We start from the raw sequence: 25,173 nt of genomic DNA, 5'->3' as shown, positions 1-25,173 counted from the left end.
GGGCCATGACCAGTGCCGGACGTGCGTACCGCAGACACAAGAACGTCACCGTTGTGTCGCTCCTCCTGCTCGTGCTGTCCCTCACGTTCGGACCCACACCGAGCTCCGCGGCCGGCGCCGACTGGTGGGACCCGACCGCACGGCCCGCGCCGGACTCGCAGATCAACGTCACCGGGGAGCCGTTCACCGGCACCAACGCCCAGAAGGAGGTGCGCGGCTTCGTCGACGCGCACAACCACCTGTTCTCCAACGAGGCCTTCGGCGGACGCCTCATCTGCGGCAAGCCGTTCTCCGAAGCCGGGGTCGCCGACGCGCTCAAGGACTGCCCCGAGCACTACCCCGACGGTTCGCTCGCGATCTTCGACTTCATCACCAACGGCGGCGACGGCAAGCACGACCCGGTCGGCTGGCCCACCTTCAAGGACTGGCCCGCGCACGACTCGCTCACCCACCAGCAGAACTACTACGCCTGGGTGGAGCGGGCCTGGCGCGGCGGCCAGCGGGTGCTCGTCAACGACCTCGTCACCAACGGCGTGATCTGCTCCGTGTACTTCTTCAAGGACCGCGGTTGCGACGAGATGACGTCCATCCGGCTGCAGGCCAAGCTGACGTACGACATGCAGGCCTTCATCGACAAGATGTACGGCGGCCCCGGAAAGGGCTGGTTCCGCATCGTCACCGACAGCGCGCAGGCCCGTGAGGTCATCGAGCAGGGCAAGCTGGCGGTCATCCTCGGCGTCGAGACCTCCGAGCCCTTCGGCTGCAAGCAGGTCCTCGACATCGCGCAGTGCGACAAGGCCGACATCGACAAGGGCCTGGACGAGTTGCACGCGCTGGGCGTGCGCAGCATGTTCCTGTGCCACAAGTTCGACAACGCCCTGTGCGGCGTCCGCTTCGACGAGGGCGGCCTCGGAACGGCCATCAACGTGGGCCAGTTCCTGTCGACCGGCACCTTCTGGAAGACCGAGAAGTGCACCGGCCCGCAGCACGACAACCCCATCGGCGGTGCCGCGGCGCCCGAGGCCGAGGAGGAACTCCCGGCGGGCGTGGAGGTCCCCTCGTACAGGGCGGACGCCCAGTGCAACGTGAGAGGGCTCACCGAACTCGGCGAATACGCCGTACGGGGCATGATGAAACGCAAGATGATGCTCGAGATCGACCACATGAGCGTCAAGGCCACCGGCCGGGTGCTCGACATCTTCGAGGCCGCCTCCTACCCCGGCGTGCTCTCCTCGCACAGCTGGATGGACCTGAACTGGACCGAACGGGTCTACGGCCTCGGCGGCTTCATCGCCCAGTACATGCACGGCTCCGAGGGCTTCGTCGCGGAGGCCAGGCGCACCGAGGCCCTGCGCGACAAGTACGGCGTGGGCTACGGCTACGGCACCGACATGAACGGCGTCGGCGGCTGGCCGGCCCCGCGCGGAGCGGACGCGCCGAACAAGGTGACGTACCCCTTCAAGAGCGTCGACGGCGGCTCCGTCATCGACCGGCAGACCACCGGCGAGCGCACCTGGGACCTGAACACCGACGGAGCCGCCCACTACGGCCTGGTCCCGGACTGGATCGAGGACATCCGCCGCGTCGGCGGCCAGGACACGGTGGACGACCTCTTCCGGGGCGCCGAGTCCTACCTCGACACCTGGGCGGCCTCCGAGGGCCACGAGGCCGGGGTGAACCTGGCGCGCGGCGCGACCGCGTCGGCGAGTTCCTCGGAGTGGAGCCTGTTCACGAGCTACCGGCCGAACCGGGCCGTCGACGGCGACGGCGGCACCCGCTGGGCGAGCGACTGGAGCGACGACCAGTGGTTCCAGGTCGACCTCGGCTCCACCGAGCTGGTCAGGCGGGTCACCCTCGACTGGGAGCGCGCGTACGGAAAGGCGTACCGTATCGAACTCTCCACCGACGGCGAGAACTGGCGGACCGCCTGGTCCACGGCCTCCGGCGACGGCGGCCTGGACACGGCCAGGTTCACCGGCACACCGGCCAGATACGTCCGCGTCCAGGGGCTGGAGCGCGGCACCGACTGGGGCTACTCCCTCTTCGAGGTAGGCGTCCACAGCAACTGACACCCAAGAGAGGGTCCCATGGCACGGTTGCCGTCCGCCGAGCGGCGGCGACAGCTCACCGAGGCCGCGATCAGGGCGATGGCCCGGGACGGCGTCCCCAGGACGACCACCCGGTCCATCGCCGCCGAGGCCGGCGTCTCGCTGAGCGTCTTCCACTACTGCTTCGACTCCAAGCAGGAGCTGATCGAGTCCGTCATCACCACCATCACCGAGCACTACGTGACGCTGGTGAAGGACGCCCTGCGGCCCCGGGCCACCCTCGACGAGACCGTCCGGGCCGGCTTCCAGGCGTACTGGGACCACGTCCGCGCCCACCCCGACGAGCACATGCTCACCTACGAGCTGACCCAGTACGCCCTGCGCCAGCCCGGCTTCGAACATCTGGCGCGCCGGCAGTACGAGCTGTACGCCGAGACGTACGCCGACCTCATCGACCAGCTGCGGCAGACCATGGGCCTGCGCCTGCGCGTCCCCGCCCCCGTCCTGGCCCGCTACCTGGCCGCCATGACCGACGGCCTGACCCTCAACTACCTCGTGCTCGGCGACGAGGAGGCCTGGAACGACATCCTCGACACCGTCTCCGCATACATGGCGGCACTGGTCGGCGAGGCCTGACCCGGCAGGTCACGTCCGTGCGGCGACCCGCTCCCGGTCCGGCTCCGCCGCCTCCCGCCGCAGCAGCCACCGCAGCTCCGGCTCCACCACGAAGCGCAGGGCCCGCCGGACGGGGGGCGTGCACAGCACCGTCACCACCGCCGCGGCCACCAGGGTGACGACGACCGCGCCGAGCGGCCGGTGCATCCAGGCGGGGTCGTACCAGCCCCAGTACTTGGAGCCCTGCGCGACGAACCCGTGCAGCAGATAGCCGTACAGCGTGCCCACGCCCAGCGCGGTGCACCACATCCGCCGCCCGGGCACCCAGGACAGGAAGCACGCCACCAGCACCAGCGAGCAGCCGAACAGGACCGGCGTCATCAGCACCCCGTACCACTCGGGCGCCCCCAGCTCCCCCGCGCTGTCGCGGTGGTAGAACCAGGCGCCGGTCATCCTCGGCACCGCCCAGTACGCCACCACGAACGCGCCCGCGAACACCGGCACGGCCGCGATCCGCACCGCACGGCGCCGCACCATCCGGAAGTGCTCCGGCCGCAGCGACAGACCCAGCACGAAGTACGGCAGGAACTGTAGGGCGCGCTGCAGGTCGAGGTCGTTGCCGATCGACGGTGAGAGCGTGGCCAGCATGGCCACGGCCAGCGCGAGCGGCACCGGCAGGCGCACCCGCTGCCACAGCGGGGTCGTCAGCCGCCACAGGAACAGCGCCGCCAGGAACCACGTCAGATACAGCGGGTCCAGCAGACTGATCGGCCGGTCCGGCTCCTGGTCCGTCCACCGGGTGAACAGGGTGTACGCCGTCTCGAACACGACATACGGCACGACGAGGCCGCTGACCAGGCGCTTGAGCTGTTTCGGACGGCCGTCGAAGCTGCGCGAGAAATAGCCGGAGATCACGATGAAGGCCGGCATGTGGAACGCGTACACCAGCATGTACATGGCGCTGACGGTCCGGCTGCCGTCCCGCAGCGGCTCCCAGGCGTGCCCCACGGCCACCAGGACGATCGCCGCGTACTTGGCGTTGTCGAAGAACGCGTCCCGTTGAGACATCCCACGCGCCTCACCACTTCGGAACAGCGCAAACCTCCGGGGGCGGCGCACCGGTCACCCGAATGCCCGGCGTGTCGCGACAGGGCCGACAGGGTGGGGCCGTAACCCATGTGATCGCTTCGAATGGTGCGCCCGGAGGACATGGCTGACGGTGGATCACGTCAAGGCTTGGCCCCAGTGGTGATGAAGCGTCAACCGCCCAGGTCATGACGGAAGGACTCACTATGCGCTCTGTCCGCATGCTGCTGGCCACCGCGACGGCCACGGCCGCGCTGGCGATCGCGCCCGCCGCCTATGCCGTCACCGCAGGTGACTGGGACAACGACGACAGCTCCTACAGCAAGGAAACCGACAAGCCGAAGGACCACGGCAAGCCCAAGGACCATGGAAAGTCCGAGGACCACGACCAGTCGTACAACAAGAAGCACGAGAAGGAGGGCAAGCACGACGAACCGCGTGGCGGGATGCACACGGGTGGCGGAGCGCTGGCCGCCGCCGTGACCAACGGCGACGACTGGGGCGGCCACAAGGATCCGAAGCACGACCCGGACAGCTACCGCGGCAAGGGCGGCGGACACGAGAAGTGGGGCGGCGGCCACGACGACGACTCGTGGAAGGGCGACCACGGGGACTCCTGGGGCGGTGACCACGACGAGGAGTCCTGGCGCTCCGGGCACGGCAAGCCGCACGGCGGGATGCACACGGGCGGCGGCGGCCTCGCCACACCGGGTGTGACCGCGGGCGGACTGGCCGCACTCGCGGTCGCCGGCACCGGCATCTACGCGCTGCGCCGCAAGAAGGCATCCGGAACCGTGGCCTGACCATGCCCGATGCCCCAGGGCGTGTTGTGAAGGTCCCGCACAGCACCCACGGCGCCCGGCACGCGGCTGTGACAGCAGCCGCTGCCGCGGCGGGCGCGGGCACCGCACGGGAACCTTCACCACACCCCCCAGCCGCTGTGGCCGCCGCACGTGCGCCGCGCGTCGCGGCGGCCCCGTCCGTTCCCCCGTCCGCTGTATTCGCTGCCATGCCCGAATGAGGTGGTGCCCGATGGCCGCCGGCTGTTCCCCTTCCCCCGATACCGATCCGGCCCCTTCCGACACCGCCGGTTCCGTTACCTCACGGCGGATAAGGCGGGCGGCTGTGGCGACCTTCTGGAGTGCGATCGCCGTCATGGTGCTGGCGGTCACCCTGGGCGGCGGCGAGGACCAGGCGTCCGACACGCGCCGCGCGGGGGCCGTACCGCCGGCGGTCGAACCGGCCGCCCCCTCGCCAGCCGACTCGCACGGCCCGTCGGCGGACAGGTCCCCGCCCGCCGACCGGCCGGTGGGCAAGTATCTGCGACGGTCCCGGCCGGTGCGCCTGACCATCCCCAAGATCTCGGTCGACGCGCCGTTCGTCGACCTCGCCATCGGCCGGGCCGGTCGGCTCGAACCCCCGCCGGCCGGCAACACCAACCTCGTCGGCTGGTACGCCAATGGAGCGTCCCCCGGCGAGCCGGGCACGTCGATCATCGCCGGCCATGTGGACACGGCCACCTCCGCCGCGGTCTTCGCCAACCTCAGAGAACTGCGGAAGGGGGACCGCTTCCAGGTGGCGCGGGCCGACGGGCGCAAGGCGTCCTTCCAGGTCGACAGCGTGGAGACCTTCGACAAGGACCACTTCCCGAGCGACCGCGTGTACAGCGACACCCCCCGCGCCCAGGTCCGGCTCATCACCTGCGCCGGCGCCTACGACCGCCAGATCAAGGACTACACCGCGAACCTGGTGGTCTTCGCCCACCTCGTGTGAACCGCGGCCGGCGGCTCAGCACCGCGGGAGCTGGGACTTCCAGGTGTTCGGGCCGCCGGTGTCCAGGTACCAGTCGTTGACGTACCCGTCCCCGATGCCGTTGTCGACCCGCATCCAGTAGCGGTAGCCGTGCCCGTCCGCGTCCCCGTCGCCCGTGGTCCAGCAGATCAGGCCGAGCTCGTCCCCGTTGTGGTACCGGCCGAAGACCGGCGACTTCGGGGCGCTGTAGTGCGGACCGGTGCGTACGGCCAGGTGGGACCCGGCGTCGATGCCGGTGACGTAGGCGCACTTCGCCCGGTCGCCGGAGATGCTGCAGGTGTGGATCGCGGCGCCGGCCGGGCCCGCCGAGGTCAGGACGGCGGACGCGGCGACGGTGAGTACGGCACCCGCGACGGTGAGGGCGCGCAGACGTGTCGTGGGCCTGGGCCGGTTCATGAGGGCTCCTTCTGCCTGTTCGCCGGGATCAGCGGCACTGCGGGAGCTGGGACTTCCAGGTGTTCGGGCCCCCGGTGTCGAGATACCAGTCGTTGACGTATCCCCAGGACCTGGGCGTGGAGACCTGCATCCAGTAGCGGTAGCCGTGGCCGTCGGCGTCCGGGTCGCCGGTGGTCCAGCAGGACAGCTCCAGCCACTGTCCGTTGCCGTAGCGGGCCACCGCCGACGCGCCGTAGCGCGGCGCGGTGCGCATCACCAGGGCCGAGCCCGGGTCGATGCCGATCACCCGGGCGCAGCGGGCCGGATCGCCCGGTCCGGCGCCGGGGCACGGACGCGGGGCGGCCTCGGCGGGGGAGGCGGTGAACAGCCCCGCTCCGGCGAGCAGGACGGCGGCCGCCCCCGCGACGGCCGCCGGCCCGCGCCGGGAGGTGAGCAGGCGTGATGTGGGCATCGCTCCTCCAATCGATCGTGTCGAGCGTCGATGCACCCCGACCTTGGCACCGAACGGGACGGGAGACAGCCTGTGTTGTCTCAGGGTGGCTCGGGCCCGCGCGGGCGGGGGCCGGGTCCGGTATCGCGGCACTCCGCGCTGACCTCGTGTCTTACAGTGACTGCGACCCATTCCGGCGACTGAATCTGTGAGGTACTCGCCCACCATGCCGACCGAGACGTTTGAGTTTCAGGTAGAGGCCCGTCAGCTGCTCCAGTTGATGATCCACTCGGTCTACTCGAACAAGGATGTCTTCCTGCGCGAGCTCGTCTCCAACGCCTCCGACGCGCTCGACAAGCTGCGCCTGGAGAAGCTGCGGGACGACGCGCTCGACGCCGATGTGTCCGACCTGCACATCGCGATCGACGTCGACAAGGAGGCCCGTACCCTCACGGTGCGGGACAACGGCATCGGGATGTCGTACGACGAGGTCGGCAAGCTCATCGGCACCATCGCCAACTCGGGTACGGCCACCTTCCTGAAGGAACTGCGCGAGGCGCAGGACGAGGCCGGGGCCGAGGGGCTCATCGGACAGTTCGGCGTCGGCTTCTACTCGGGCTTCATGGCGGCGGACGAGATGACGCTGGTGACCCGGCGCGCCGGTGAGACCCAGGGCACCCGCTGGACGTCGCGCGGCGAGGCCACGTACACCCTTGAGACGGTCGACGACGCGCCGCAGGGCACGTCGGTCACCCTCCACCTCAAGCCCGCCGACCCCGAGAACCAGCTCCACGACTACACCTCGCCCTGGAAGATCAGGGAGATCGTCAAGAAGTACTCGGACTTCATCACCTGGCCGATCCGGATGGTCCCGGAGGCCGCTTCCGCGAGCGACGGCGACGCCGCGCCCGAGCCCGAGACGCTGAACTCCATGAAGGCCCTGTGGGCGCGCTCGCGCGACGAGGTGTCCGACGACGAGTACCACGAGCTGTACAAGCACATCAGCCACGACTGGCGCGAGCCCCTGGAGACCATCCGGCTCCAGGCCGAGGGCACCTTCGAGTACCAGTCCCTGCTGTTCATCCCCTCGCACGCCCCGCACGACCTGTTCACACGGGAGTTCAAGCGCGGCGTCCAGCTCTATGTGAAGCGCGTCTTCATCATGGACGACTGCGAGGCGCTGCTGCCGCCCTACCTGCGCTTCGTCAAGGGCGTCGTCGACGCGGCCGACCTCTCGCTCAACGTCTCGCGCGAGATCCTCCAGCAGGACCGGCACATCCGGATGATGCAGCGCCGGCTGACCAAGAAGGTGCTGTCCACGGTCAAGGACATGATGACCAAGGACACCGACCGCTACGCCACCTTCTGGCGGGAGTTCGGCACGGTCCTCAAGGAGGGCCTGGTCACCGACTCCGAGAACAGCGAGGCCATCCTCGCCGTCGCCTCGTTCGCCACCACGCACTCCGACGACGAGCCGACCACGCTCGCGCGGTACGTGGAGCGGATGAAGGACGGCCAGGACGACATCTACTACATCACCGGCGAGTCCCGGCAGAGCATCGAGAACTCCCCGCACATGGAGGCGTTCCGCGCCAAGGGCATCGAGGTGCTGCTGCTCACCGACGCCGTCGACGAGGTGTGGGTCGACGCCGTGGGCGAGTACGAGGGCAAGAAACTGCGGTCCGTCACCAAGGGCGAGATCGACCTCGACGGAGAGAAGGATGAGAAGGCCGACGGGGAGCGGGCCGAGGAGTACGCCGGGCTGCTCGGCTGGATGGGGGAGCAGCTCGACGAGGACATCAAGGAGGTGCGGCTGTCGACGCGGCTCACCGTCTCTCCGGCCTGTGTCGTCTCCGACGCGCACGATCTGACGCCGGCCCTGGAGAACATGTACCGCGCGATGGGCCAGGAGGTGCCGCGCACCAAGCGGATCCTGGAGCTCAACCCCGAGCACCTGCTGGTGAAGGGCCTGAACCAGGCGTACAAGGAGCGCGAGGACCGCTCCGGGCTCGTCGAGTCCGCCGAACTGCTCCACACGCTGGCGGTGCTCGCCGAGGGTGGCCAGCCCAAGGACCCCGCGCGTTTCGTGAAGCTGGTGGCCGACCGGCTGGAGCGCACCCTGTAGTTCGGGTGCCGTAGGCCGTGTGGGCGTCTGCGCGGGCCATTGTCAGTGGCCCGCGCTAGCTTCCTTGGAGTCGGCTTCCGGCCCCGTTCCAGGAGGATTCATGGCCTCGCGTCTCAACCCGTACATCACCTTCGCCGGTGACGCCCGCCAGGCGTTGGAGTTCTACCAGGACGTCTTCGGCGGCACCCTGAACCTCAACACCTACGCCGAGTTCGGCCAGAGGGACACCCCGCTGGCCGACAAGATCATGCACGGCATGCTCGAAGCCCCCAACGGCTTCACCCTGATGGCCGCCGACACCCCGACGGGCGACCACCGGCCCGGCAACAACATCTCGGTGAGCCTGAGCGGCGACGACGACGCCGAACTGCGCGGCTACTGGGACAAGCTGTCCGCCGACGCCTCGGTGGCGGTGCCGCTGGAGAAGCAGATGTGGGGCGATGTCTTCGGCATGTGCACGGACCGCTTCGGCATCACCTGGATGGTCAATATCGCCGGGGAGGGGCGCTGAGCCGAACACAGCGCCCCCACCGTCGATCGCGTATCTGGTGGCGGTCAGAGCGTGGTCAGCTCATAGAAACCCCTGCCGAAGGTCGCCGCCACCAGGCGGTGGTGACCCGCGTCGTACTCGATGTCGTCGACCGGCACCTGCGGCATCCCGCGGCCCAGCCGCAGCCAGTGCCCGCCGCCCTTGACGCTGGTGAACACGCCTTGGTCGGTGCCGACGTAGAGGACGCCGCCGCGGGCGACGACCAGGTCGTTGACGGGTGCGGCCGGGAGGTTGCCCGACAGGTTCCGCCAGTGCCGGCCGCCGTCCGTGCTGCCGTACACATGGGGCAGCGGGGAGCCCGAGCGGTAGCCGGAGTGGGTGGTCCAGACGCGGTCGGGGTTCTTCGGGTCGACGACCACCCGGGTCACCCAGGGCAGCCCCTCGGCCAGCTTCGTCCAGGTCGCCCCGAGGTTCCTCGTGACCCACACGCGGCCGTCGTCCGTGCCGGCGTACACCGTGCGTCCGTCGCTCGCCGGGGCGATCGAGGTGATCGTGCCGTAGTTGGTGTAGATCGGGTCCGGGCCCGGGCCGCCGCTCAGGTCCGGGCTGATCGGTTTCCAGGTCGCGCCGCCGTCCGTGGAGCGGTTGAGCACCTCGGAGCCGTAGTAGAGGATCTTCGGGTCGCGCGGGTCGAACTCCACGGGGGTGAACCAGTTGCGCCGCTGGTACGTCGTCCTGTCCGCGAAGTACGTGAGCGTGTCACCGCCGTCGGTGGAGCGGAAGCAGTTGCCGTACTGGTAGCAGGCGAAGACGTTGTTCACGTCGGTCGGGTTGATGAGGTTCTCCTCGCCGTCGCCGCCGAGGTACTCGTTGAACTTCTCGCCGCCCCACGATCGCAGGGAGCCGTTGTCCTGGGCCCCGCCCGAGATCCGGGTGACGTCCTGGGGGCTGATCGCCGCGCTGTAGAGCTGGGTGTAGGGCTGGTGGCGGGACTTGACCCAGCCGCCGTCGCCGTTCGCGTCGGAGCGGTAGACGCCGCCGTCGTTGCCGAGGTAGACGCGTCCCGGGCGACGCGGGTCCCACACCATGGCGTGCTGGTCGACGTGCATGCTGGTGTCGTCGGCCGTCCAGGTGGCGCCGCCGTCCTTCGTGGTCATCAGGGGGACGCCGGCCACATGGACGTGCTCGCTGCTGCGGGGGTCGATCCACACCTTGCCGAACCACCAGCCGAAGCTGGACTGCGAGCCCGTCAGATCCGCGTTGGCCGGGGTGCGGGTCCAGGAGTCGCCGCCGTCGGAGGAGGCGTAGAAGCCCTCGAAGGGGCCGCTCGCCTTGTTGACGATCGCGTAGAGCTTCTCGCCCGCGACCGCGAGGCCGATCCGTCCCACGTCCGGGCCCTCGGCGGGCAGCCCGCCGCCGAGCCGCTGCCAGGTCGCGCCGTCGTCCGTGCTGCGGAAGACGCCCGAGCCGACCCCGCCGTACGTCCGCAGTCCGGGCGTTCGGCGGTGGTCCCACAGCACGGCGTACAGCCGGTCGCCGTCGACGACGATCTCGGTGGCGCCGGTGAACTCGTTGGCACCGGCGAGGATCCGCTCCCAGGTGGCGCCGCCGTCCTGCGAGCGGTAGACGCCGCGGTCCCCGCCGCCGTTGTAGAGGGAGCCGGCCGCGGCGACGTAGATGCGGCGCGGGTCGGCGGAGTCGATGGTGATGGCGCTGATCGCGCCGGAGTCGCGCAGGCCGATCGGCGTCCACGTCCGGCCGCCGTCCCGGCTGCGGTACAGGCCCGTCCCCTCGTAAGTGATGCTCCCGCCACCCGGGTTGGGCTCGCCGGTGCCCACGTACAGGGTGCCGTCCGGGGCCGTGGCCACCGCCCCCATGGCCTGCGTCCAACTGTCGGGCCACACCGAGTGGAAGGTCGCCCCGGCGTCGGTGCTGCGCCACAGACCGCCGCTCGCCGCCGCGGCGTACAGGGTGTCGGCACGCTTCGGGTCGAGGGCGAGGGAGACGATCCGTCCGCCGATGTTGGTGGGCCCGACGCTCTTCCAGCGCCCGCCGACCGTGGGCAGTTCGCGGGCCTGCGCGGCGGCGCGGTCATGCGCGTGGCGCGGCATCGACTCCCCGGGCAGGGTCTTCTGGAGGTAGCGGTACTCCGCGGGCGCGGACGGTCCACGGACCGGCCGGTACACGTCGGAGGGCCCGGGCGGCGCCGACGCCCCGGACGGCGGGGGTGGCGCGGCGGCCGCCGGTGCCGTGAGCAACGCCGCTCCGGTGACCGTGGCGAGAACCAGTGACAGCACACCTCTGCCCATGTGGACCCTTCCGTCGTCAAGGCTGTCTGCAACCGGAACGACGGTACGAGAGAAGCCAGTTGGGCAGAAGAGCGCGCATGTGAACGGAAGTGGCGGGAGTGGGGCCGAGGCTGTTGACGTACCGCCCACGTGGGTAGGTACAGGGCGTAAAGCGCCCGAAGGAAGGGAAAGGAGCTATACGGCGAATCCGCGGGGAGTGATCGGCAGTGCCCGGGAGGTCGGGCCCGAGGTGCTGAGGAGGGCCAGGCATGGGCGGGCAGCCCTTGTATCTCGAACCGCGGCTGGAGTCGCGAATACGCTCGTTGGCCAACTCGCCGGAGCTGCTGCACACACTCACCGACGCTCTCGGGTCTCCGCTGAACATCGTCGTCCCCGACCAACTCGCCGACAATCTCCAGCGGTTCCGCTCGGTGTACGGCTCCCACCACCTGTCCGGCCAGGTGTTCTTCGCCCACAAGGCCAACCGGTCCAGCGCCCTGCTGCGGCGGCTCGCCGCCACGGACGCCGGGGTGGACGTCGCCTCGCTCGGCGAGCTGCAACACGCCCTCGGCGCCGGCTTCACCCCCGACCGGATCACCGCCACCGGCCCCAAGAACCCGGAGTTCCTGTGGCTGGCGGCGCGCACCTCGGTCACCGTGAGCCTCGACACCCGGGGCGAACTGGACCAACTCGCCACACTGGTACGCAAACACGCGCTGCCCCGCACCCGGGTCCTGCTCCGGCTGTCCGGGTTCGAGACGTCCGGCGTCCGGGTGCTCAGCCGCCGCAGCCGATTCGGCACCGCCGTGGGGGAGTCGGCCCCGCTGCTGGAGACCGTCGAGCGGCACGGCGACGTGGTCGACCTGGTCGGCGTCGCGTACCACATGGACACGACGAGCCTCACCGAGAAGGCCACGGCCCTGGAAGGCTGTCTGCGGGTCCTGGAGGAGTGCCGCAGCCGGGGGCTCAGGCCCCGGGCCGTGGACATCGGCGGCGGATTCGGCGTCAACTACCTTGCCGACGGCGGCCAATGGGAGCGGTACACCACCGAACTGACCGAAGCCGTACTGGGCATCCGCCCGCCCCTGACATACGGCGGCCACGGCTACGGACTGCGCAACGAATCCGGCACCCTGCGCGGCACACTCGGCCTGTACCCGGCGTACCGTCCGATCGCGGGCGCCCGCTACCTCGACGAACTGCTCGCGCACCCGGCGGCCTCCCTCGGCGGCCGCCCCCTGGCCGCGCTGCTCCTCGAACATCTCTACGACCTGCACACCGAACCCGGCCGAGCCCTCCTCGACCAGTGCGGACTGACCCTGACGAAGGTCCTGGAGGTGCGCGACCAGGAGGCCGGCGGCCCCTTGGCCGTACGGCTGGCGGCGAAGGCCGACGACGTGGCGCTGGAGGACCACGGGGTGCTCATGGACCCGGTCGTCGTCCCGCGGGACACAGCGGGCGCGGACCGCGCCGAACCGGTCGCCGTGCACCTCTTCGGCAGCCGCTGCCTGGAGTCCGACCTGATCACCCGCCGCACGGTCTTCCTGCCCCGCCGCCCCGCCCCAGGCGATGTGCTGGCCTTCGCCAACACGGCCGGCTACTGCATGGACTTCCACGCCACCCGTGCCCAGCACCAGCCCGCCGCGCGCAAGGTCGCCGTCTGGCAGGAGGGCGACCGATGGCGCTGGTGCCTGGACGACCAGTACTGGCCGACCACACCCGTGGGGGGAGCGCAGTGAGGTACGACAGCATCACCGAGGCCATCGGCAACACACCGCTGGTGCGCATCGACCCGGCCGTGCACGGCCTGAGCCACATCGACCTGTACGCCAAGCTGGAACTGCTCAACCCCTTCGGTTCGGTGAAGGACCGGGCCGCCTGGAACATGGCCCGCCCGCATCTGGCCGCCGCGCCCGGGCAGGGCGGCCAGGTCGTCGAGCTGTCGAGCGGCAACACCGCCAAGGCCCTCGCCGTCCTCGCGGGCATGCACGGACGGACCTTCAAGAGCGTCACCAACCGGATGCGCATCCCGGAGATCAAGGACCTGCTCCTGCTGCTCGGCGCGGAGATCGAGGAACTGCCCGGCCAGAGCGAGTGCCTGGACCCGACCGACACCGACGACCCGCTCACCCAGTTCCACCGCACCCTGTCCGAGCCCGGCAGCACCTTCCTGCACACCGACCAGTACTTCAACCCGCGCAACACCGAGGCCCACTTCACCGGCACCGGACCGGAGATCGTCAAGGACCTCGACGGCCGGGCCCCGGACTGGTTCGTCGCCTGCGTGGGCACCGCGGGCTCCTCCACCGGCGTCGCCCGCGCCCTGCGCGAGCACGACCCCGCCGTAAGAGTCGTCGGCCTGGTCGCCGCCAAGTCCGATTTCATCCCCGGCATCCGCACCATCGACGAGGCGCACGAGGTGGGTCTGTTCGACCCCGGCACCTACGACACGATCGAGCCGGTGAGCGCCGACGAGGCCATCGAGGGCATGCTGACCCTCAACCGCCGCTGCGGCATCCTCGCCGGACCCACCGGAGGCGCGGCCTTCTTCGGCGCGATACGACAACTACGCGGTGTTGACGCAGAGTTGACGGAACGTCAGTCAGCGGTCTTCATCGTCTGCGACCGCGTGGAGAGCTATCTGAGCTACGTCCGCCAGCGGCGCCCCGACCTCTTCGGCCGCCCCCGCCGCCACAACTCCCCGGCCGACCTCTCGGACGCCGAGATCCGCACGGCACCGGCCCTCGGCGTCGCCGACGCCCAGGCATGGATCGCCACCGGGGAGCCGCTCGTGATCGACCTGCGCAGCCCCTACGCCTACGCCGCCCTGCACATCGACGGATCGGTCAACATCGTCGACGAGCTCTTCGAGGAACTCCTGCACGGCGGCCTGCCGTTCAGCCGCACCCGCCCGGTCCTGCTGGCCTGCCCGGTCGGCGAGAAGTCCGCCCGCTACGCCGCCCTGCTGACCCGCATGGGCCACCCCGGTGTCCGCAGCCTGACCGGCGGCATCATCGCCTGGCGCGACGCGGGCGCGCCCCTGGTCCGGGACTGACCGCATGACCGTGTCCAGGACCGACGCCCAGGTGCCCGTCCCCGTCCAGGATCTGGCGGACTGGCAGCACGCCCTGCGGGCCCAGTTCCCGATCATCACCGCCCACCCGGAACAGTCCTATCTGGACAGCGCGGCCACCGCCCAGAAGCCGCAGGCCGTGCTCGACGCCGTCCACACCTACCTCACCACCACCAACGCCAACGCCGGACGCGGCACCTACACCTGGGCCAACCGGACCACGACCCTGGTCGAGGAGGCCCGCGAGCGGGTGAAGCTGTTCCTCGCCGACCCCGCGCCGGAGCGCTCGGCCGTGCACTTCACGAGCGGTACCACCGAGGGCCTGCGCGCCGTCGCCCGCGACTGGCTGCCCGGGCTCCTCGCCGACGGCGACGAGATCGTCGTCCCGGTCGCCGACCACGAGGCCAACATCGCCCCCTGGCTGGAGACCCAGCGCCAACTGGCCCGGCAGGGCGTCGACATCCACGTGCGGCCGATGCCGTACCAGGCGGCGTCCGGCGACTACGACCACACCGCCCTCGCCGAACTGGCCGGTCCGCGCACCCGGTTCGTCGCCGCGAGCCACGTCCACCACGTGTACGGCGGCAACATGAACGTCCACCGCATCCGCCGGGCCGTCGGACCGGACGCGGTCATCTGCCTGGACGCCGCCCAGAGCGTCGGCCATCTGCCGGTGTCCGTGGCCGAACTGGACGTCGACTTCGTCGTCTTCTCCGGGCACAAGGCCATGGCCCTGCCCGGCACGGGAGCCGTCTGGGCCCGCCAGGCACGCGGACCCGAGTTCACACCGGGCGGCTGGTCGGGCACCCCCAACACGGTCGGCATCGCCTCCCTCGCCGCCGCCCTGGACTGGCTGGACGCGGCCGGCGCCGACCGGATCGAGCGATGGACGGTCGAACTCGCGGCCCGCCTCACCGAGGGCCTGCGTCACCTCGACGCCTACGAGATCCTGGGCTGCCAGTCCAGCCTGGCCGCCGACTCACCCGTCCAGCGGCGTCAGGGCATCGTCACCCTCCGCCACCGGGCCATCGACTCGGGAGACCTCGGCTTCATCCTCTTCAGCCACGGCTTCATGGTCCGCTCCGACCAGCACTGCCAGGGCAGGGCGGGGGAGAGCACCGGCTCGGTGCGGGTGAGCCTGCACGTCTACAACACCGTCGAGGAGGTCGACCGGCTGCTGGGCGTCCTCGCCTCCCTCGGATGACGTACCGCCGTTAGGGGGAATGGGAACCGTTTCCACCTGTAGGGTCTGGCGCAGAGGATGCGTACGGGTGTGGAACGGCGAGGTGGCACGACCGGATGGGCCTGAGCCTGGCGACGGCGGAGCGATGGGTGCGGCGCTGGGAGCTCCAGCAGCAGCGATACGCCGTGGACCGCGAGGAGCGGTTCACGGTGATCGCCGATGTGGTCGAACAGGCGGTGACGGACCAGGGCCGCCCCCCGGCCCGGCCGCTCGTCGTCGACCTCGGCTGCGGCCCCGGCTCACTGGCGGCCCGGCTCGCCCGGCGGCTGCCGCAGGCGGACCTCGTCGCCGTCGACATGGACCCGCTGCTGCTGGAGCTGGCCCGCACCCATCACGCGGACGCGGCCCGCTATGTCGACGCGGTGATCGGCGAGGAGGGCTGGACGCAGGCCCTGTGCCTCGATCGCCCGTTGGACGCGGCCGTGTCGACGACGGCCCTGCACTACCTGGACCCGGACACCCTGCACCGCACCTACCGGCAGCTCGCGGCACTGCTGCGGCCCGGCGGCGTCCTCGTCAACGGCGACCACTTCCCGCACGACGACATCACGCTCGCCGACCTCGCCGGACGCGTCGGCCGCCGTCACGCCGAACGCGGGCGCGCCCTGGCTCACGAGGACTGGGCCTCCTGGTGGACGGCCGTCGCCCAGGACCCCGAGCTGTCCGACCTGCTCGCCGAGCGCCGGCGCAGGCAGCCGGCCGGTGGGAGCGGCGGCGCGCCGAGCCTGTCCGTGTCCGCGCACGAACGGCTGCTGCGGCGGGCGGGGTTCAGGCACGCCGGTTCCGTCTGGCAGTACGGCGACAGCCATGTGGTCGTGGCCATCCGCTGACCGGGTCCGGTCCGCCCCCTTCGTCACCAAGCGCTGCTAAAGGATTCATCGGGCACCTTGACAGCGTGCGTACTGTTTCGCGACGTTTGAGACTCGCCCCGGAGTTCGATGTGGGGGACAGCGTGGCCAGGCGCCCCAAAGCGCCACATGGGGGAATCTGCTGGGGGGAGCGGTCGTCATGCGATCCACGAGCGCCATCACCGTTCACAGACCCGAGGAGCTGAACGAGCCGCTGCGCCGGGCGTGGCACCGGGCGATGGACGAGTCGCCCGACTACGCCAACCCTTTCCTGGCGCCGGAGTTCACCCTCGGGATCGGCAGCCACCGCACGGGGGTGCACGTCGCGGTCCTGCACGAGCAGGGGGAGCCTGTCGGCTTCCTCCCGTACGAGCGCAACGCCTGCGGCGTCGGCCGGGCCGTCGGCCTGGGCCTGTCCGACTGCCAGGCGCTGGTGCACCGGCCGGGAGTCGGCTGGGACACCCGCGAACTGCTGAGGGCCTGCGGGCTGTCCGTCTTCGAGTTCGATCACCTCGTGGCGGAACAGCAGCCGTTCACCCCGTACGTCACCGGCACGTTCGCCTCACCCGTCCTCGACCTCAAGCCCGCCGAGGGCGGCTACCCCGAGTGGCTGCGCGCCACCTACCCGGGGCTGGCCAAGACGACGCTGAAGAAGGAGCGCCGCCTGGGCCGGGACGCGGGCGAGGTGCGGTTCGTGTACGACGAGCGCGACCCGCGCGTGCTGCGCACCCTCATGCGGTGGAAGTCCGCGCAGTACCGCAGAACCGGGCGGATGGACCGGTTCTCCAGGCCCTGGATCGTCGATCTGGTGGACCACTTCTTCCAGATCCGCGAGGAGCACTTCACCGGCATCCTCTCCGTGGTGTACGCCGGTGACCGCCCCGTCGCCGCCCACTTCGGGCCGCGGTCGCGCACCGTGTTCGCGGCCTGGTTCACCGCGTACGACCCCGAGTTCGGCTACTACTCGCCCGGACTGATGATGCACCTGAGGCTGGCCTGGGCCGCGGGCCGGGACGGCGTGACGCTCATGGACATGGGGCGCGGCCAGAAGGAGTACAAGGACTGGCTCAAGACCCGTGAGCTGCGGGTGGGCGAGGGGTTCGCCGTGCGCCCGCACCCGGTGGCGACGGCCCACCGGATGTGGCGCAGACCGGTGCGCGGACTGAGAAACACCGTCCTGGCCCATCCCGGGCTGCGCCGCCCCGCCGACCGGCTGCTGAAGACCGTCGGCACCTTGCGCACCAAGGGCCCGGCCCACACACCGGGCGAGGCGGCCCGCGCCCGCTGAGCGCGTGCCCCGCCCACCTCGGACGACCCTTCGTCGGACCCTTCCACGGAAGAGGTGACCATGCCGTACGGATCGCGGCTCGCCGCGGTGATGACACGGCGCATCGGACGTGAATGCGTCTACACGCCCTCGGCCCGACTGGCCCTGTATCTGGCGCTGCGGCGCTGGTGCCAGCCCGGTGCACGGGTGCTGATGTCCCCGGTGAACGACGACGTGATCCTCTTCGTCGTCCTGGCGGCCGGACTGCGCCCGGTCATGGCCCCCGTGTCCCGGTGGGACGGCAACATCGACCCCGCCGCCGTACCGGAGTCCACCTGGCGCGCCGTGGACGCCGTGCTGACCACCAACCTGTACGGCCTGCCCGACCGGGTCGTCGAACTGCGCCGCCACTGCGACGCGCTGGGCATCCCTTTGATCGAGGACGCGGCGCACGCGATCGGCACGCACGTGGACGGGCAGCCGATCGGCACCTTCGGGACGGCCGCGGCGTTCAGCCTCTCCAAGCACGTGGCCGGGATGGCCGGCGGCTTCCTCGCCGTCGACGACACGCGCACCCGGCGCGAGCTGGAACTCCTGCGCGACGACCTCCTGGTCCCTGGCCGCCTGCGCGACGACCTGGCCACCACACTGCGCCCACTGGCCCGCTCCACCATCCGCACACTCCACCTGGTCCGCCCCGCCTGGCGCACCATGCAGCGCCTCGGCCTGCTGGAACGCGACGACTTCCGCATGGCCCTGCACGCACCCCGCCTCGCCGGCAGCGCCCGCCAGGCGCCCAGCCTCAAGGCGTACGAGCCCTGGGTCCGCGTCGACCTGCACGGCTTCCGCTCCCGCCACGGGGCCTTGGTGCGCGCCCCGCTGGAACTGCGGATGGCGCTGCTCGACGGCGACCTCGCCCGGCGCCGGGCCGGGGTGTCGCTGCTCTCCGGCACCGCCTGGGCCACCCCGGCACTGCACGACCGGGTGACACACGACGGCCCGCCCGCCCTCTTCCGCGTCCCCCTCCTGGTCCACGACCGCAACAGCCTGGCGGAACGCCTGGTCGACCACGGAGTGATCACCGGCTACATCTACGACCCGCCGCTCGACGACTACGCGGGCGCCGAGTTCGTCGAACCGTCCCTCGCCCCCGCGGCCGCCCGCTGGTTCGCCGCGCACACCCTGCCGGCCGACCCCCACCTGGCCCGCAGGATCGTGGGCGCCCTGACCAAGGAGCGGGCGACCCCGGCACACCTGCCGGCCCCGGGCCCGGCCCCCGTACCCGAACCCGAACCCGACCCGGACCCCACGCCCATGGGTCACTAGGGGAGCCCCCTTGGCTCGTCCGGTCGGGCTTCGCGTGCCTACCCTGGAGGCGTGGCTCGGTCCAACGACGAGGTCGCCGCGCTGCTCCAGGAGTACGCGGACCTGATCTCCATCACCGGAGGCGACGCGTTCCGGACGCGCACCTACGAGAAGGCCGCCCGGGCGATCGGAGGTCACCACGCCGATGTGTCCACGCTCGACGTCAAGGGCCTCAAGGAGATCCCCAACGTCGGCAAGTCGATCGCCGAGAAGGTCGTCGAGTACTTCCGCAGCGGCAAGGTGTCCGCCGTCGAGGAACTGCGCGCGAAGATCCCCGCCGGGGTCCGGCAGCTCACGGCCATCCCCACGCTCGGCCCGAAGAAGGCACTCGTCCTCTACGAGGAACTGGGCATCTCCACCACCGAGGAACTCGCCGACGCCATCCACGAGGAGCGGCTGCGCGACCTCAAGGGCTTCGGGCCGAAGACCGAGGAGAACATCCTGCACGGCATCGGCCTGCTCCAGTCCTCCGGCGACCGGGTCCTGATCGACGTCGCCCTCGGCCTCGCCGAGGACATCGTCGCCGAGATGTCGCAGGTCACCGGCTGCGAGCGGTGCTCCTACGCCGGATCGCTGCGCCGGATCCGCGAGACCATCGGCGACATCGACATCCTCGTCGCGGCGAAGCAGCCGGAGCCGGTCATGCGGGCCTTCACCGAGCTGCCGTACGTCTCCGAGGTCATCGCGCACGGCGAGAAGAAGACGTCGATCCGCACCAGCAAGGGCCTCCAGGTCGACCTGCGGGTCGTGCCGCCGGACTCCTGGGGCGCGGCGCTGCAGTACTTCACGGGGAGCAAGGCCCACAACATCCGCACCCGTGAGATCGCCGTCCACAAGAAGCTCAAGCTCTCCGAGTACGGCCTCTTCGACGCCGAGACCGGCGAGAAGATCGTCTCCGAGACCGAGGAGGAGGTGTACGCCCGCCTCGGACTGCCGTGGATCCCGCCCACCCTGCGCGAGGACCGGGGCGAGATCGAGGCCGGGCTGCGCGGCGAGCTGCCGGAGCTCATTCAGGAGAAGGACCTCCGGGGCGATCTGCACACCCACACCAACCTCACCGACGGGCTCGCTCCGCTGGAGGAGATGGTCGCCGCGGCCGCCGAGCGCGGCTACGCCTACTACGCGGTCACCGACCACGGCCCCGACATGGCCATGCAGCGCATGACCGACGAGCGGATCCTGGCCCAGCGGGAACGCGTCCGCGCGCTCGACGGGGAGTACGGCAGGCGCGGCAAGCGGGGCGGCATGCGGGTGCTGCACGGCGCCGAGCTGAACATCGACCCTGACGGCGGGGTGGACTGGCCGCCCGAGTTCCTGGCCGGCTTCGACCTGTGCGTGGCCTCGGTGCACTCGCACTTCAACCAGGGCCGCGAGGCGCTGACCCGGCGGATCGTGAAGGCCTGCGAGAACCCGCACGTCAACATCATCGGCCACCCCACCACCCGCCTCATCGGCAAGCGGCCCGGCATCGACGTCGACCTCGACGCGGTCTTCGCCGCCTGCGCGCGCACCGGCACCGCCCTGGAGATCAACTCCCATCCGGACCGGCTCGACCTGCGCGACGAGGACATCCTGCGGGCCCGGCGGCACGGCGTGCGGTTCGCCGTCGACAGCGACGCCCACGCCGTGATCCACCTCGCCAACCTGCGCTACGGCGTGGGCACCGCGCAGCGCGGCTGGCTCACCAAGGACGACGTGATCAACACCTGGCCGCTCACCCGGCTGCGGCGCTTTCTGAAGAAGGCCTAGCCTTCCGAAAGAAGGCTGGGCTTTCTGGGGACGCCTGGAGGACTGCTAGAGGAACGGCGTACCCGGGTCGACCCCGGACAGGACCCGGCCGTAGATCTCCAGGTTGGTGGCCGGGTTCACGAACGAGTGCAGACTCAGGGCGTTCAGATCGCGCACGGCCCGCTGAATGGGCACGTCCAGGTGCAGGGACGACGCCCCGGACGCGGAGCCCAGCAGGTCGACGGCCTCCTTGCACAGCCGGGCAACATGGCCGTTCTGTGCCCGGATCCTGGCCCGCTCCTCGGGCGGATGCGGCTCGCCGGACGCGGCGCGTGCCTCGATGACACCGATGAAATCGCCGGTCAGCAGCTCGGCGCAGGAGAGCTTCAGGGCCGCCTCGGCCACCTGGAGATGGGTGACGGTCGCCTCGCTCTGCCGCTCGTGGAAGGTGTAGGTGATGCCCCGGCGGTGGGTGCGCTCGGTGAACTCCGCCAGGGCCGAGCGGGCCAGGCCCAGCGCGTTGGGTGCCGTCCACACGCAGAACATCAGCAGGACGGGCATCCGGTAGAACGGGTCGTCGGCGCTCCTCTTCGAAGGGAACTCGCCCGCCAGCAGCGGGCCGATCGGCAGCGCGCGGTGCGCGGGCACGAATACGTCCCGCGCGACGACGCTGTTGCTGCCGCTGCCCGCCAGCCCCGATACGTGCCAGTCGTCGAGGATCTCCAGTTCGGCCATCGGTACCGCCGTCCACAGCACCTCGGGCGGGCCGTCCCCGGACTCGACCCGGACCGTCAGCAGGTGCCAGTCGGCGTCATGGCAGCCGGTGGCGAAGCCCGAGGTGCCGTTGACGACATAGCCGCCGTCCGCGCGGACCGCCGTCGCGTCCGGTATGAGGGTGCCGCCGACCTTCACGTCGGGGCTGGTGAAGATCTCGTCCTGCGCCTCGTCGGGGAGGAGGGCCGCGATGTAGGAGCAGCCGGCCTGGATCACCGTCTTGAACGCCGTCGAGCCGCACGCGGCGGCGATCTCGGCCACCGCGTCGACCTGGGTGCGCAGGCCGCTCTGGTAGCCGCCGTAGCGCCGGGGGACGTTCATCCGGTGGATCCCGGTGTCCGTCAGCGCCGTGGCCACCTCGGGGACCACCCTCCGCTGCTGTTCGGTGCGCGGTGCGTGCTCGCGCAGGAGCGGTCGCAGGGACCGTACGCGGGCGACCAACTCGGCATCGGTGCGGGCTACTGCCATTGCGGCGACCTCCCGATCACGACGAGTGACCACCGTGACGCGGATGCCGGGCGCTGTCAACGCCCGCTCCACAAGCCCGAGTTGAAGTGGCGGACGAGTTCGGTGATCTTCGTTCGTTTGAGCGGCGGTCGGGAAGGGGAGCGTGCGGACGTGGGCCGGGCCGAACGGGTCAGGCTTTGCCCATGTCACCGCAGAGGGGTTGTCCTGACATTACGTCCCTGCCTAGGGTCGCCCTCGAAGTGCAAGCGCTTTCTGAAGTGAAGCGGGCTGTCCGCCGGCCGTCCGAGGAGAACCGCATGTCCCCAAGCTCCGCCCGCCGCCGCGTCGCCGTGATCGGCACCGGCGCCATCGTCAGCGGCAGCCACCTTCCCGCGCTGAGACACCACGCCGACCGGGCGGAGCTGGTCGCCGCCGTCGACGTGGACGAGGGCAGGCTGGACGCCTTCCGCGAGCTCGCGGGCGAGCACGTCGCCGGGTACACCTCGACCGGCGGCATGCTGGACGCCGTACGCCCCGACCTGGTCCTGATCGGCACCCCGCCGTCCCTGCACCGGGAGCAGACCATCGCCGCGCTCAAGGCGGGCGCCTGGGTGCTGTGCGAGAAGCCGCTGTGCCTGTCGCTCGCCGAGTACGACGACATCGCGGCGGCCGAGGAGGCGTCGGGGGCCTATGCCTCGGTGGTCTTCCAGCACCGCTACGGCTCGGGCGCCGTGCACGCCCGTGAGCTGATCGCGCGCGGTGAGCTGGGCGTCCCGCTGGTCGCGCACTGCCAGACGACCTGGCACCGGGACGCCGCGTACTACGCGGTGCCGTGGCGCGGGCGCTGGGTGACCGAGGGCGGCGGGCCCACCATGGGGCACGGCATCCACCAGTTCGACCTGCTGCTGCATCTGCTCGGGCCCTGGGCGGAGATCCGGGCCATGGCCGCGCGCCTGGTCCACGACACCGAGAGCGAGGACGTCTCGACGGCCCTCGTGCGCTTCGACAACGGCGCCCTCGCCACCGTCGTCAACAGCGTGCTGTCCCCGCACGAGGTCAGCCGCATCCGCATCGACTGCGCCGACGCGACGGTCGAGCTCACCCACCTGTACGGCCACCGCAACGACGACTGGGTCTACACCCCGGCCCCGCACGTCCCCTCCGAGCGCGCCACCGCCTGGCGCACCCCCGCGACCGACCTGCCCAGCTCGCACACCGCCCAGCTCGGCGCCCTCCTCGACGCCTACGACAACGGTGTCCGGCCACCCGGCAGCGGCCCGGACGCCCGGGCCACCCTCGACTTCGCCGCCGCCCTGTACAAGTCCGCGTTCACCGGACACCCCGTGTACGCGGGCGAGATCGGGCCCGGCGACCCCTTCTATCCGGCCATGCACGGAGACCACCCCCACTGGGCCCCCAAGGAGCGCGCATGAGCATCCGCGTCACCCACGCGCACGGCGACCACATCGCGGTGACCGCGGCGAACGGCACCGAGATCCTTCGCTACGTCTACCGCCCCGACCCGGAGGCCTTCGAGTCCCGCAAGCCGTACGCCCACCCCGTGCGCACCCTCGCCGGGCACACCGTGACCGGGTACCGGCCCAGCGACCACCGCTGGCACAAGGGCCTGCAGATGACGGCGAGCCATCTGTCCGGGCAGAACTTCTGGGGCGGCAACTGCTATGTGCACGGCCAGGGTTACCTGCGCCTGCCGGAGCGGGTCGGCTCGATGCGGCACGACGGCTTCCCGGTGTTCACGGTCGAGGACGACCGGCTCACCGTCGCCGAGGAGCTGACCTGGGTGGAGAACGGCGGCTCGGAGTGGGCGCGGGAGCTGCGCGGGCTCACCGTGCACTCGGTGGACGAGACGGCCGGGGCCTGGGCGCTGGACTGGTCGATCCGGCTCACCAACACCCGTGCCGAGCCCCTGCGGTTCGGGTCCCCGACCACCGAGGGCCGGGAGCTGGCCGGTTACACCGGACTGCAGTGGCGCGGGCCGCGCGACTTCACCGGTGGGACCGCCTTCGCGCCGGAATCCGACGCGGACGCCGACAAGCTGATGGGCAGTCAGGGACCGTGGCTGGCCTTCACCACCGAGCACGACGACATCGACGGGCACTCCACCCTGGTGTTCGCGCACGCGCCCGAGAATCGGGACGCCCTTCACGAATCACACTGGTTCGTGCGGTCCGAGCCGATCCCCACGGTGGCGTTCTCCTGGGCGTTCTTCGAGGAGTTCGAGCTGCCGCCGGGCGAGTCCTTCGAGTACCGCTACCGCATCGTCGTCGCCGACGGGGCCTGGGACCGGGAGCGGGTGGCCGCCCACCTGGAGGCCATGCCATGGTGAAGCCGAACCTTCCGCACCCGCTGCCCGGCGCCGTCGGCCTGTCCCACCTCAGCGCCTACGACTGGGAGGCCGCCGACGGCGTGTGCGGCGGCAGCCCGCATCTGCACCTGGTGTGCACCGAGGCGTACGTCGTCACCGGCGGCCGGGGCGCCGTGCAGACGCTGAGCCCCGACGGCTACCGGGACATCCCGCTGGAGCCCGGCTCCGTCGCCTGGTTCACGCCCGGAACCGTGCACCGCATGGTGCAGGGCGGCGATCTGCGCATCACCGTGCTGATGCAGAACAGCGGCCTGCCGGAGGCCGGGGACGCCGTCTTCACCTTCCCGCCGGACGTGCTCGCCGACGCCGAGAGGTACGCGGCCGCCGCTGTGCTGCCGCCCGGCACCGGCCCGGAGACGGCCGCTGCCGCGCGACGCCGCAGGGACCTCGCCGTCGAGGGCTACCTCGCCCTGCGCGAGGCGCTCGAAGCCGGGGACAACGGGCCGTACCGCGAGTTCCAGCGCGCCGCCGCCCGGCTCGTGCGGGCCAAGGTGCCTAACTGGCGGGAGCTGTGGCGGGCCGGCGCCCTGGCCACGGCCGAGCGCACGGGCGCCCAGCTCGACGCGCTGGAGGCGGGGGAGCCGGCGTACCTCGCCGACGCGACCGCGTACGAGACCGCGCCCACCCGGCTCGGCGGGTTCGGGATGTGCGGCCGCCGGGACGAGTACAACCTGCCCGGGACGACGCTGCCGTACGGCGGCGAATAGCAGGTCAGGGGGGCCGAGGGGGGCCAACAGAAACACCGAGGAGAG

At 71.1% G+C, this 25,173-nt stretch carries 21 protein-coding genes; 16 read left to right on the top strand and 5 right to left on the bottom strand.

Translation table 11 applies throughout. The features are described from left to right. The first annotated feature begins 5 nt into the window (after nt 1-5). Nucleotides 6-2,069 (top strand): discoidin domain-containing protein, encoded by a 2,064-nt coding sequence (locus tag ACP4J3_RS02730; RefSeq protein ID WP_426529934.1) that lies wholly within the window; start codon nt 6-8, stop codon nt 2,067-2,069. Between the two features lie 18 nt (nt 2,070-2,087). Continuing rightward, a complete protein-coding gene (locus tag ACP4J3_RS02725) occupies nt 2,088-2,684 on the top strand; it encodes a TetR/AcrR family transcriptional regulator (protein ID WP_426529932.1) in 597 nt (198 codons plus the stop codon). Nucleotides 2,685-2,693: 9 nt separating this feature from the next. Here the strand turns inward: ACP4J3_RS02725 and ACP4J3_RS02720 are convergent, their stop codons facing one another. Beyond that, nucleotides 2,694-3,731, bottom strand: a complete 1,038-nt coding sequence (locus ACP4J3_RS02720; RefSeq protein WP_426529930.1) for an acyltransferase family protein — start codon at nt 3,729-3,731, stop codon at nt 2,694-2,696. Between the two features lie 224 nt (nt 3,732-3,955). Here ACP4J3_RS02720 and ACP4J3_RS02715 point away from each other — a divergent pair, with 224 nt between their 5' ends. Together ACP4J3_RS02715 and ACP4J3_RS02710 are read left to right on the top strand one after the other, a co-directional pair. Next, nucleotides 3,956-4,552 carry a hypothetical protein gene (locus tag ACP4J3_RS02715; protein ID WP_426529928.1) on the top strand — a complete coding sequence of 199 codons (597 nt, stop codon included), beginning with the start codon at nt 3,956-3,958 and terminating at the stop codon, nt 4,550-4,552. A 229-nt stretch (nt 4,553-4,781) separates the two neighbouring features. Beyond that, nucleotides 4,782-5,522, top strand: a complete 741-nt coding sequence (locus ACP4J3_RS02710) for a class F sortase (protein WP_426529926.1) — start codon at nt 4,782-4,784, stop codon at nt 5,520-5,522. 15 nt (nt 5,523-5,537) lie between these two features. On the opposite strand, the gene ACP4J3_RS02705 is transcribed toward ACP4J3_RS02710, so the two are convergent. Further along, nucleotides 5,538-5,957, bottom strand: a complete 420-nt coding sequence (locus tag ACP4J3_RS02705; protein ID WP_426529924.1) for a hypothetical protein — start codon at nt 5,955-5,957, stop codon at nt 5,538-5,540. A gap of 28 nt (nt 5,958-5,985) precedes the next feature. Further along, nucleotides 5,986-6,408, bottom strand: a complete 423-nt coding sequence (locus ACP4J3_RS02700) for a hypothetical protein (RefSeq protein ID WP_426529922.1) — start codon at nt 6,406-6,408, stop codon at nt 5,986-5,988. 205 nt (nt 6,409-6,613) lie between these two features. Here ACP4J3_RS02700 and htpG point away from each other — a divergent pair, with 205 nt between their 5' ends. Further along, entirely contained in the window at nt 6,614-8,512 is a 1,899-nt protein-coding gene (htpG, locus tag ACP4J3_RS02695) for a molecular chaperone HtpG (protein ID WP_426529920.1), read from the top strand. A 100-nt stretch (nt 8,513-8,612) separates the two neighbouring features. Further along, nucleotides 8,613-9,023 (top strand): VOC family protein, encoded by a 411-nt coding sequence (locus ACP4J3_RS02690; protein ID WP_426529918.1) that lies wholly within the window; start codon nt 8,613-8,615, stop codon nt 9,021-9,023. Nucleotides 9,024-9,067: 44 nt separating this feature from the next. Here the strand turns inward: ACP4J3_RS02690 and ACP4J3_RS02685 are convergent, their stop codons facing one another. Next, nucleotides 9,068-11,311, bottom strand: coding sequence for a WD40/YVTN/BNR-like repeat-containing protein (locus ACP4J3_RS02685; protein ID WP_426529916.1), 2,244 nt, complete (start codon nt 11,309-11,311; stop codon nt 9,068-9,070). Between the two features lie 248 nt (nt 11,312-11,559). Here ACP4J3_RS02685 and ACP4J3_RS02680 point away from each other — a divergent pair, with 248 nt between their 5' ends. From ACP4J3_RS02680 to polX, 7 genes are all read left to right on the top strand, one after another. Beyond that, a complete protein-coding gene (locus tag ACP4J3_RS02680; protein ID WP_426529914.1) occupies nt 11,560-13,029 on the top strand; it encodes a Y4yA family PLP-dependent enzyme in 1,470 nt (489 codons plus the stop codon). Further along, the gene (locus tag ACP4J3_RS02675; RefSeq protein ID WP_426529912.1) at nt 13,026-14,345 is read left to right on the top strand and encodes a pyridoxal-phosphate dependent enzyme; all 1,320 of its coding nucleotides are present in this window, start codon (nt 13,026-13,028) and stop codon (nt 14,343-14,345) included. Before ACP4J3_RS02680 ends, ACP4J3_RS02675 begins: the two co-directional genes overlap by 4 nt. 4 nt (nt 14,346-14,349) lie before the next feature. Next, nucleotides 14,350-15,567 (top strand): aminotransferase class V-fold PLP-dependent enzyme, encoded by a 1,218-nt coding sequence (locus tag ACP4J3_RS02670; RefSeq protein WP_426529910.1) that lies wholly within the window; start codon nt 14,350-14,352, stop codon nt 15,565-15,567. 95 nt (nt 15,568-15,662) lie between these two features. After that, nucleotides 15,663-16,436, top strand: a complete 774-nt coding sequence (locus ACP4J3_RS02665; protein ID WP_426529908.1) for a class I SAM-dependent methyltransferase — start codon at nt 15,663-15,665, stop codon at nt 16,434-16,436. Between the two features lie 178 nt (nt 16,437-16,614). Continuing rightward, nucleotides 16,615-17,742, top strand: a complete 1,128-nt coding sequence (locus tag ACP4J3_RS02660; protein WP_426529906.1) for a GNAT family N-acetyltransferase — start codon at nt 16,615-16,617, stop codon at nt 17,740-17,742. A 60-nt stretch (nt 17,743-17,802) separates the two neighbouring features. Continuing rightward, entirely contained in the window at nt 17,803-19,047 is a 1,245-nt protein-coding gene (locus tag ACP4J3_RS02655) for a DegT/DnrJ/EryC1/StrS family aminotransferase (protein ID WP_426529904.1), read from the top strand. 51 nt (nt 19,048-19,098) lie between these two features. Beyond that, nucleotides 19,099-20,835 (top strand): DNA polymerase/3'-5' exonuclease PolX, encoded by a 1,737-nt coding sequence (gene polX, locus ACP4J3_RS02650; RefSeq protein WP_426529902.1) that lies wholly within the window; start codon nt 19,099-19,101, stop codon nt 20,833-20,835. Between the two features lie 45 nt (nt 20,836-20,880). Here the strand turns inward: polX and ACP4J3_RS02645 are convergent, their stop codons facing one another. Continuing rightward, entirely contained in the window at nt 20,881-22,056 is a 1,176-nt protein-coding gene (locus ACP4J3_RS02645) for a flavin-dependent monooxygenase (RefSeq protein ID WP_426529900.1), read from the bottom strand. A 296-nt stretch (nt 22,057-22,352) separates the two neighbouring features. Between ACP4J3_RS02645 and ACP4J3_RS02640 the strand changes: the two genes are divergently transcribed. The 3 genes from ACP4J3_RS02640 to ACP4J3_RS02630 are packed head-to-tail and all read left to right on the top strand — an operon-like array spanning nt 22,353 to nt 25,128. Beyond that, complete coding sequence (locus ACP4J3_RS02640) at nt 22,353-23,468, top strand: Gfo/Idh/MocA family protein (RefSeq protein ID WP_426529898.1); 1,116 nt, start codon at nt 22,353-22,355, stop codon at nt 23,466-23,468. Next, on the top strand, nt 23,465-24,382 hold the full coding sequence (locus tag ACP4J3_RS02635) for a PmoA family protein (protein ID WP_426529896.1): 918 nt from the start codon (nt 23,465-23,467) through the stop codon (nt 24,380-24,382). The genes ACP4J3_RS02640 and ACP4J3_RS02635 overlap by 4 nt, the downstream gene beginning before the upstream one ends. Then, a complete protein-coding gene (locus tag ACP4J3_RS02630; RefSeq protein ID WP_426529894.1) occupies nt 24,376-25,128 on the top strand; it encodes a cupin in 753 nt (250 codons plus the stop codon). The genes ACP4J3_RS02635 and ACP4J3_RS02630 overlap by 7 nt, the downstream gene beginning before the upstream one ends. Nucleotides 25,129-25,173: the final 45 nt, after the last annotated feature.

This window comes from Streptomyces sp. UG1, assembly GCF_049974585.1.
Lineage (GTDB): Bacteria > Actinomycetota > Actinomycetes > Streptomycetales > Streptomycetaceae > Streptomyces.
The sequence above is the reverse complement of the archived record's forward strand: the minus strand, read 5'-3'. Positions and strand labels throughout refer to the sequence as shown.

Bases quoted from the DNA above. Each gene is read 5' to 3' on its own strand.
- ACP4J3_RS02730 (WP_426529934.1), top strand. From the start codon at position 6: ATGACCAGTGCCGGACGTGCGTACCGCAGACACAAGAACGTCACCGTT.
- ACP4J3_RS02725 (WP_426529932.1), top strand. From the start codon at position 2,088: ATGGCACGGTTGCCGTCCGCCGAGCGGCGGCGACAGCTCACCGAGGCC.
- ACP4J3_RS02720 (WP_426529930.1), bottom strand. From the start codon at position 3,731: ATGTCTCAACGGGACGCGTTCTTCGACAACGCCAAGTACGCGGCGATC.
- ACP4J3_RS02715 (WP_426529928.1), top strand. From the start codon at position 3,956: ATGCGCTCTGTCCGCATGCTGCTGGCCACCGCGACGGCCACGGCCGCG.
- ACP4J3_RS02710 (WP_426529926.1), top strand. From the start codon at position 4,782: ATGGCCGCCGGCTGTTCCCCTTCCCCCGATACCGATCCGGCCCCTTCC.
- ACP4J3_RS02705 (WP_426529924.1), bottom strand. From the start codon at position 5,957: ATGAACCGGCCCAGGCCCACGACACGTCTGCGCGCCCTCACCGTCGCG.
- ACP4J3_RS02700 (WP_426529922.1), bottom strand. From the start codon at position 6,408: ATGCCCACATCACGCCTGCTCACCTCCCGGCGCGGGCCGGCGGCCGTC.
- htpG (WP_426529920.1), top strand. From the start codon at position 6,614: ATGCCGACCGAGACGTTTGAGTTTCAGGTAGAGGCCCGTCAGCTGCTC.
- ACP4J3_RS02690 (WP_426529918.1), top strand. From the start codon at position 8,613: ATGGCCTCGCGTCTCAACCCGTACATCACCTTCGCCGGTGACGCCCGC.
- ACP4J3_RS02685 (WP_426529916.1), bottom strand. From the start codon at position 11,311: ATGGGCAGAGGTGTGCTGTCACTGGTTCTCGCCACGGTCACCGGAGCG.
- ACP4J3_RS02680 (WP_426529914.1), top strand. From the start codon at position 11,560: ATGGGCGGGCAGCCCTTGTATCTCGAACCGCGGCTGGAGTCGCGAATA.
- ACP4J3_RS02670 (WP_426529910.1), top strand. From the start codon at position 14,350: ATGACCGTGTCCAGGACCGACGCCCAGGTGCCCGTCCCCGTCCAGGAT.
- ACP4J3_RS02665 (WP_426529908.1), top strand. From the start codon at position 15,663: ATGGGCCTGAGCCTGGCGACGGCGGAGCGATGGGTGCGGCGCTGGGAG.
- ACP4J3_RS02660 (WP_426529906.1), top strand. From the start codon at position 16,615: ATGCGATCCACGAGCGCCATCACCGTTCACAGACCCGAGGAGCTGAAC.
- ACP4J3_RS02655 (WP_426529904.1), top strand. From the start codon at position 17,803: ATGCCGTACGGATCGCGGCTCGCCGCGGTGATGACACGGCGCATCGGA.
- ACP4J3_RS02645 (WP_426529900.1), bottom strand. From the start codon at position 22,056: ATGGCAGTAGCCCGCACCGATGCCGAGTTGGTCGCCCGCGTACGGTCC.
- ACP4J3_RS02640 (WP_426529898.1), top strand. From the start codon at position 22,353: ATGTCCCCAAGCTCCGCCCGCCGCCGCGTCGCCGTGATCGGCACCGGC.
- ACP4J3_RS02635 (WP_426529896.1), top strand. From the start codon at position 23,465: ATGAGCATCCGCGTCACCCACGCGCACGGCGACCACATCGCGGTGACC.
- ACP4J3_RS02630 (WP_426529894.1), top strand. From the start codon at position 24,376: ATGGTGAAGCCGAACCTTCCGCACCCGCTGCCCGGCGCCGTCGGCCTG.